Source organism: Streptomyces sp. PA03-1a (genome assembly GCF_033792805.1).
Classification (GTDB): domain Bacteria; phylum Actinomycetota; class Actinomycetes; order Streptomycetales; family Streptomycetaceae; genus Actinacidiphila.
Genome location: NZ_JARAVO010000346.1, coordinates 1 through 7,207, shown reverse-complemented (window position 1 = coordinate 7,207; position 7,207 = coordinate 1). Strand labels below are relative to the sequence as shown.

Here is a 7,207-nt window from a genome sequence, read left to right as displayed (position 1 = left end):
CGGCGGAGGTGCTCATGGTTCCTCGGGTACGACGGTACGACGCGGCGGCGGCGGACGGTCAGTGGGCGGGGTCGGTGATCCGCAGCAGGCGGGGCGGCTGTGCGGCGGGTTCGGGCAGGCGCAGCGGGGCCAGGCCGGGGGTGATGCTGCCCAGCACCGTGGCGCGGCGGGCGCCGGTGCCCGAGGTGAGGGTGCCGGGCAGGCCGTGGACGGTGAGGAAGCCGAGCACGGCGAAGGCGAGGGCCTCCTTGGCGTCGGAGGGCAGGCCCAGGTCGTCGCTGGGCCGCAGCGTCACGCCGGGCAGTTCCTCGGCGATCATGCGCATCAGCACCGGGTTGCGGGCGCCTCCGCCGGACACGACCAGGCTGGTGACCCCGTGCGCCCGGCAGGCGTCGGCGACCGTGACGGCGGTGAGCCTGGTCAGGGTGGCGAGGACGTCGTCGGTGCCGGGCGCGGGCACGGCGGTCAGGGCCCGCTGCAGGTACGGCAGGTGGAAGAGTTCCTTGCCGGTGCTCTTCGGTGCGGGCCTGCGGTAGTAGGGGTCGTCGAGGAGGACCTTGAGCAGGTCGGGGTCGGTGCGTCCGGCCGCGGCGCGGCGGCCGTCCGCGTCGTAGGCGGCGGCGCCGCCGGTGAAGTGGCGTACGGCCGCGTCCAGCAGGGCGTTGGCGGGGCCGGTGTCGAAGGCCAGGGGCTCGGCGCCGGGGGCGACGACGGTGATGTTGGCGATGCCGCCGAGGTTGAGCGCGGCGGGCACTCCCGGCAGCCCGCGCAGCAGCAGGGTGTCGGTCATCCCGACCAGCGGGGCGCCCTGGCCGCCCGCGGCCACGTCCCTGCTGCGCAGGTCGGACACGACCGGCAGCCCGGTGGCCTCGGCGATCCAGGCCGGCTGGCCCAGTTGCAGGGTGCCGCGGACGGTGCCGTCCTCGACCCAGTGGTGCATCGTCTGGCCGTGGGACACGACGAGGTCGGCGGCGCCCGCGCACAGCTCGTCGAGCGCGCGTGCCGCGGCGTCGGCGAAGGCCTGGCCGATGCCGGTGTCCAGCGCGCACACGGCCTGGGTGGTCGTCGCCGCGGGCGGCAGGGTCGCGCTGATCAGGTCCCGCAGGTCGTCGGCGTAGGGCACCGACAGATGACCGAGCGGCCGCATGAGCAGGGTCTCGCCGTCCAGGGTGAGGTCGGCGGCGGCCGCCTCGATGGCGTCGTACGAGGTGCCCGACATCAGGCCGATCACGCGCATGGCTTTCTCCCAACTGTGGTGTCCGGGGCGGTCGTGCGGTGCCCGGGGTGGGGGCCGCCCGTCGACGGCCCCCACCCCGGGGGTCCTCACTCGAGGCCGGCGCCCGCCGCGACACGACCGGAGCCGGAACCGGACTCGGGACCGCCGTCGGTCAGCTCGACCTCACGCACCTCGCGGACCTCGGGGGCCTTGTGGAACAGGCTCATCACACCGCCGATGACCAGGGTGATCAGCACGCCGATCGGCACCAGCCACTGGGCGGCGATGGCGGTCGGCACCGTCGCGCCCGCCACGGTGACGTCGATCTTCACCGAGCGCACGATGTAGGTCATCACGCCGACCGTGACGAGGAACGCGACGACGGCGTCGACCTCGTTGGCGCGCCTGATGATCCGGCCGAGCAGGAAGGCGCCGAGCAGCGCGCCGTAGGTGTAGCCCGCGATGGTCAGGCCGGTCAGGTAGACGTTGCCGGTGCTGGTGCTGAAGGCGCAGGCGAAGACGGCCATCAGCACGGCCCACACCAGCGTCATCACCCGGGCGAGCTTGAGCAGCGACTCCTCCGACGGGGTGCTGCGGAAGAAGCTGTGGATGATGTCGGCGACCGTCGAGTTGGACATGGAGTTCAGGGCCGAGGACAGCGAGCCCATCGCAGCGCCGAGGATGCCGGCCACGAGCAGGCCGGAGATCACCACGGGCAGCCCGTGCAGGATGAAGTTCGGGTAGAGGTTGTCGGAGCTGTGCAGGCCCAGCTCGGAGAAGCTCTTGCCCTTGTTGTACGACCACAGCAGCGCGCCGACGAGCGAGAAGGCGGCGAACTGGAGGGTGACGAAGACACCGGAGGCGATCATGGCCTTCTGGCCGTCGCGCAGCGAGCGGGTGGCCAGGACGCGCTGGACGATCAGCTGGTCGGAACCGTGGCTGGCCATCGCGAAGATGGCGCCGCCGATGATCGCGGTCGGCAGAGCGAACGGGCTGGTGAGGACGTGCGCCAGGTCGAAGTTGGTGTCGAACAGCTTGAAGTGGCCCGAGTGCAGGGCGTCGGAGAAGCCGCTGCCGCCGACGTGGCCGGAGAGCACGGCGATGGCCAGGATGGCACCGCCCAGGTACAGGCCCATCTGGATGGCGTCGGTCCAGATGACCGCCTTGATGCCGCCGAGGTAGGTGTAGACGACGGTGATCACCGTGAGGACGATGATGATCAGGCGGTAACCGGCGTGCACGCCGAACTCGTCGAGCAGCAGCTTGATCGGGATCGCGGAGGCGAACAGGCGGACGCCCTCGGCGAGGAGGCGGGTGAAGACGAAGGTCACCGAGGCGAGTCCTTGCAGCTTCAATCCGAATCTGCTGCCCAGGTACTGGTAGGCGCTGACGAACCCGCCGCGCTTGTACAGGGGGATCAGCACGGTGGCGACGACCACGCGGCCGATGACGTAGCCGAGGGCGAGTTCGACGTTGCCGAAGCCCTGCCCGCTGTAGGCGCCGCCGGGCACGCTGATGACGGTCAGCACGCTGGTCTCGGTGGCCACCACGGAGAAGGAGACGGTCCACCAGGGCATGTGCCCTTCGCCGACGAAGTAGTCCTTCGCCGTTTTCTGCCGTCCGGCCAGTCGCAGTCCGATCCAGGCGATGGCGATCAGATAGACGACGATCACGACGAGGTCGAGTTGGCGCACGCTCGCTCCTAAGCAGCGGCCGGCGGGATCACCGGCGTGGTGGGGACAGTGGGTGACGTCGTCCGGCGGACTCGGACGACGTGGGGTTCGTGCGGCACGGTGGCGTCCCGTGCCAGCAGGCGCGCGCCGTCCAGCGGGTCCCCGAGGGGGGGCCGCGGACTCAGCGGTGGCGCGGAGCCCTCCAGCATCGCGCGCAGCGGCGCCATGAGCGGTTCACCGAGGCCGGTCAGCCCGCCGGTGACGGTGACGGGCAGGACCTCCCCGGTGATCCGGGCGGCGGCCGCGAGGACGGCCTCGCCCAGTGCGGTGGCCGCGTCCCGGACGATCACCCCGGCGACGGCGTCACCCGATGCGGCGGCGTGGGACACGTCCGGGGCGAAGGAGGCCGCGGTCCGGGCGGGGTTGCCGCCGGCCGCGAGGGCCGCGGGCAGCGCGTCCGGGTCGCCGAAGCGCCGGGTGGCGGCGGCCAGCAGCGCGGTGTCCGGGCCGCGTCCGTCGTGGGCGCGGAGTGCGGCCCGCAGGCCGGTCACCCCGATCCACGCGCCGCTGCCCTCGTCGCCGAGCCACGGGCCCCAGCCGTCGACGCGGGCGTACGAGCCGTCCTCGCCGATGCCGATGGCGACGGAGCCGGTGCCGATGGCCAGCACCACGCCCGTACGGCCGCCCAGGGCGCCCGCGTGGGCGGTGACGGCGTCACTGGTGACGGCGACCTCGTCCGCGGGCAGGTCCTGGAGGAGCAGTTCGGCCAGGGTGCGGGCGGCCTCCGGGGCCGCGGCCGCTCCGGCGGCGCCGACGCAGACGGCGGCGAGCCGGCCCGGGGCGTACCCCTCGATCAGCGGCAGGACGGCGGCGCGCACGGCGGCGCGCGCCGCGTCGACGCCGCCCTCGGCAGCGAGTCCCGGCGCCCCCGGAACCTCGTGAACGGGTCCGACGGTGCCGTCCGTGCCGGTGAGCACGGCACGGCAGCCCGTCTTCCCCAGGTCCACAGCCACTGCTGCTGTCATGCGGCACGCCCTTGTGTCGTACGGGATCCGGCACGTCGGGTGGTCACGGTGGGTGGTGACCGGCGCGGATCGCGGTGCAGCGAGTATCGGAAGGCAGACGTCCGTATGTCAATAAGTAACTTCACGAAATGCATCACGTAAATTTTTGACGCAACCGACGGGGCGTGGTTACGCTGACGCCACCCACTCAGGAGGGAACCCATCCATGGCCTCCCAGGACCCGACCCGCACCTCCGCGCAGCCGGCCCAGGAGTCCGCCACCGGCGGCGACACCCTGGCGCGCATCCGCGCGGCCCTGCCGGGCCTGGCGCCCTCCGAACGACGGGTGGCCGAGGCCGTCCTGGCCGATCCGGCACAGGCGGCGGAGCTGTCCATCAGCGCCCTCGCCGAACGGGCCACCACCTCGGTCGCCACGGTCATGCGGTTCTGCCGGACGATGAAACTGGGCAACTACCCGCAACTGCGGCTCGCGCTGGCCGCGGCCGCCGCCCGCGAGCACGCGCTCGGCGGCGAGCGCCCGACCCCGGGCACCGACATCAGCGCCACCGACACCCTCGAACAGATCGTCCACAAGATCGTCTACAACGAGGTCCGCGCCCTGGAGGACTCCGGGGCCGGACTCGACATCGAGGCGCTCGGCCGCGCCGTCGACGCCGTCGCCGGCGCCCGGCGCGTGGACATCTTCGGCGTCGGCGCCAGCGCCTTCGTCGGCCAGGACCTGCACCAGAAGCTGCACCGCATCGGCCACATGGCGTTCATCTGGACCGACCGCCACGCGGCCCTGACCGCGGCCGCCCTGCTCGGCCCCGGCGACGTGGCCCTGGCCATCTCCCACTCCGGGGAGACCGAGGACACCGTCGAGCCCCTGCAGGCGGCCGCCGAACGCGGCGCCACCACGATCGCCCTCACCAACGTCCCGGGCTCCACCCTGGCCGACGGCGCCGACCTGGTGCTCGCCACCTGCGCCCGCGAGACCCCTTTCCGGTCCGGCGCGACCGTCAGCCGGATCGCCCAACTCGCTGTGATCGACTGCCTGTTCGTCGGCGTCGCCCAGCGCTCCTACGACGCCACGACCGCGGCGCTGCAGAAGACCTACGGGGCCGTGCAACGCCGCAGGCGCCCGCAGCCCCAGCGCCGCACCCCGGCGGACGACTGACCGCCGGCCCCGCACCACACCCCAGCACCACCAGCACCACCGAAAGGACGACCGCGCCGTGGACCTCAGCACACTCGGCACCGAGACCCGCAACGAGCGGACCGCCGAACTGGACCGCATGCCGGTCTCCGAACTCCTGTCCGTGATGAACGCCGAGGACCAGACCGTCGCCCTCGCCGTCCGCGAGGCCCTCCCCGAGATCGGCACCGCCGTCGAGGCCATCACCGAGTCCCTGCGCCGCGGCGGCCGCCTGATCTACCTCGGTGCCGGCACCAGCGGCCGCATCGGCCTGCTCGACGCCGTCGAGTGCCCGCCGACCTTCGGCACCGCGCCCGAGCAGGTCGTGGGCCTGCTCTCCGGCGGCCCCGGCGCGTTCATCGTCGCCGTCGAGGGTGCCGAGGACGAGCCCGCCAGGGCGATCGCCGACCTGGACGAGATCGGCGTCGGCGACCGGGACACCGTCGTCGGCCTCGCCGCGAGCGGTCGCACCCCGTACGTCATCGGCGGCCTCAAGCACGCCGCGACGCGGGGCGCCGTCACCGTCTCCGTGGCCTGCAACCGCGACGCCCTCGTCAGCCGCTACGCCGACGTCCCGATCGAGGTGCCCACCGGCCCGGAGATCCTCACCGGCTCCACCCGGCTCAAGGGCGGCACCGCGGAGAAGATGGTCTGCAACATGCTCTCCACGGCCGCGATGGTCAGGCTCGGCAAGGTCTACGGGAACCTCATGGTCGACGTGCGCGCCACCAACAACAAGCTCGTCGACCGCGCCCGGCGCATGGTCGTGCAGGCCACCGGCGCCGACCCCGACATCGCCGCAGAAGCCCTGAGCGCCGCGGGCGGCCACGCCAAGACGGCCATCGTGATGCTGCTGACCGGCGCCACCGCCGAGGAGGCCGCCCGGCGCATCGAGCAGGCCCACGGCGACACCCGCACCGCCGCCGGCCAGGCCTGATCCCGGGCCCGGCCCCGGGCCCGTCACGAGCACAGGGGAATCCGGCGCCCAGCGCAGCGGTTCTCCCCCTGAGGAGGCGAGCCTCGTTGCCCACGGCCATGGACGAGACGATCTGCAGATGCACGGAGCGGAATCGGGGGGCACACACCGGAGTCCGGCAGCGCACCGGGGGGCGGTCATCTCCGTCGACCCCGAGGGCCGCGTCGACGGCTGGAGCGCGGGGGCCGAGAGCATCCTCGGTTACCGCAGGGACGAGGTGATCGGCCGGCCCGCGCTGGACCTCGCCGACGACGACGCGCGCCAGACCCTGGCGATCGGCCTGGCCGGCCGCCACTGGGAGGACCGGGCCGTGCTCCGGGACAAGGCGGGCCGTCCCGTGGAGGTGGACGTGCTGATCCGTCCGGCGTCCGCCGACGGCAGCTCCACCGTGTGGTTCGTCAGCGGGCCGTCCGGACCGGCGGCGGACGACGTCCGCGCCGGCGGCATGCTGGAGCGGGCTTGGTCCCAGTCGTCCGCCGCCATCGTCGTGTGGTCGCCCGGACTGCGCCTGCTGTGGGCGAACGAACGCACCTGCCGGCTGTTCAACGCCGGCGTCGACCGCATGCGGGGGCACCGGCTCACGGAGATCCTCACCCCCGACAGCCAGCACTACGCCGTCGAGGAAGCGCTCCGCCGCGCCCGCGACACCGGAACGACGCAGTACGTCGTCACCCACGAGCAGGTTCCCGGGGAGAAGCGGCCCCATGAATGGGCCCTCCACATCGACCCCCTCCGGGACGAGGACGGCACCGTGGTGGGCCTGTGCTCCATGGCACGCGACAACTCCGCGGAATTCTGGGCCCGCCGGCGCCTGATCCTCCTCAACGACGCCCGCCGCAGCATCGGGCTCTCCCTCGACGTGGGAAGCACGGCCCAGGAGCTCACCGAGCTCGCGGTGCCCGACCTCGCCGACGTCGCCATGGTGCATCTGCTGCCCCGGACGCTCGGAGCCGGCGGTGCGGCCTCCCGCGACCCGGTGGAGGTCCGGCTCGTGGCGGCGAGCGGCCGCGCGCTGCCCCCTGCCTCACCCTCCTGGCACGTGGTGGACCGCCGGTCCCTGCCCGGTCGTGCCCTGTCCGAGCGCAGGGCCGTACGGGTCGACCTGCCGCACGAGGCCGCGGCCTCGTGCGGCAGGTCGACCCG

The 7,207-nt window shown here is 73.3% G+C and carries 6 protein-coding genes; 3 read left to right on the top strand and 3 right to left on the bottom strand.

Features of this window, described 5'->3' with window-relative positions:
* Window positions 1-58 precede the first annotated feature (58 nt).
* The 3 genes from PV341_RS42320 to PV341_RS42310 all read right to left on the bottom strand — a co-directional run bounded on the left by PV341_RS42320 (window position 59) and on the right by PV341_RS42310 (window position 3,914).
* The gene (locus PV341_RS42320) at window positions 59-1,237 is read right to left on the bottom strand and encodes an anhydro-N-acetylmuramic acid kinase (RefSeq protein WP_500360647.1); all 1,179 of its coding nucleotides are present in this window, start codon (window positions 1,235-1,237) and stop codon (window positions 59-61) included.
* Between the two features lie 86 nt (window positions 1,238-1,323).
* Window positions 1,324-2,910 carry a sodium:solute symporter gene (locus PV341_RS42315; RefSeq protein ID WP_500327611.1) on the bottom strand — a complete coding sequence of 529 codons (1,587 nt, stop codon included), beginning with the start codon at window positions 2,908-2,910 and terminating at the stop codon, window positions 1,324-1,326.
* An 8-nt stretch (window positions 2,911-2,918) separates the two neighbouring features.
* Window positions 2,919-3,914 carry an N-acetylglucosamine kinase gene (locus PV341_RS42310; protein ID WP_500360646.1) on the bottom strand — a complete coding sequence of 332 codons (996 nt, stop codon included), beginning with the start codon at window positions 3,912-3,914 and terminating at the stop codon, window positions 2,919-2,921.
* Window positions 3,915-4,119: 205 nt separating this feature from the next.
* Between PV341_RS42310 and PV341_RS42305 the strand changes: the two genes are divergently transcribed.
* The 3 genes from PV341_RS42305 to PV341_RS42295 all read left to right on the top strand — a co-directional run.
* On the top strand, window positions 4,120-5,070 hold the full coding sequence (locus tag PV341_RS42305; protein WP_500327613.1) for a MurR/RpiR family transcriptional regulator: 951 nt from the start codon (window positions 4,120-4,122) through the stop codon (window positions 5,068-5,070).
* Between the two features lie 58 nt (window positions 5,071-5,128).
* Window positions 5,129-6,025 (top strand): N-acetylmuramic acid 6-phosphate etherase, encoded by an 897-nt coding sequence (gene murQ / locus PV341_RS42300; RefSeq protein WP_500327614.1) that lies wholly within the window; start codon window positions 5,129-5,131, stop codon window positions 6,023-6,025.
* A gap of 118 nt (window positions 6,026-6,143) precedes the next feature.
* The coding region (locus PV341_RS42295; protein WP_500360645.1) for a PAS domain-containing protein at window positions 6,144-7,207 on the top strand (1,064 nt) is incomplete at its 3' end.

Coding starts and splice junctions, on each gene's coding strand:
- PV341_RS42320 (WP_500360647.1), bottom strand. CDS start 1,237: ATGCGCGTGATCGGCCTGATGTCGGGCACCTCGTACGACGCCATCGAG.
- PV341_RS42310 (WP_500360646.1), bottom strand. CDS start 3,914: ATGACAGCAGCAGTGGCTGTGGACCTGGGGAAGACGGGCTGCCGTGCC.
- PV341_RS42305 (WP_500327613.1), top strand. CDS start 4,120: ATGGCCTCCCAGGACCCGACCCGCACCTCCGCGCAGCCGGCCCAGGAG.